Consider the following 352-nt stretch of genomic DNA (forward strand, 5'->3'; position numbering starts at 1 on the left):
CAGCGGTGCGCGTAGTCGGGGACTTTCCCGCCGGCGAGTTCGAACCGGATGTCCCAGCTGATCCCGCTGCGGGTGGACGCCGGTCGGGCTTCTATCACCAGGTCGAGGTGCAGCTGATCGCCGAGGTCGCACAGCTGGCCGAGCAGCCGGGCGGGGTCGGGTGCCAGCGGTTCGGTGGCGCGGCCGAGCAGCACCAGCCAGGGCGTGCTGCGCCGGTCGGCGAGTGCGACGGCCTCCCAGTTGCGGCGGTCCCGCTCCGGGATGCCGGGCTGCCACTGGACCGGCAGCATCAGCCCGGACGACGGCTGCCGGCCGGGTTCGTCGGGGAAGTCCGGGTCGCGCAGCGTCGCCG

1 pseudogene is annotated in these 352 nt (G+C 74.1%); it reads right to left on the reverse strand.

Going from position 1 to position 352, the window contains the following annotated elements:
* Window positions 1-352: pseudogene (locus tag ACFHVL_RS31510) on the reverse strand (hypothetical protein); the annotation flags it as partial.

The sequence above is a fragment of the Micromonospora sp. LOL_023 genome (assembly GCF_048060115.1).
Classification (GTDB): Bacteria; Actinomycetota; Actinomycetes; order Mycobacteriales; family Micromonosporaceae; genus Micromonospora_E.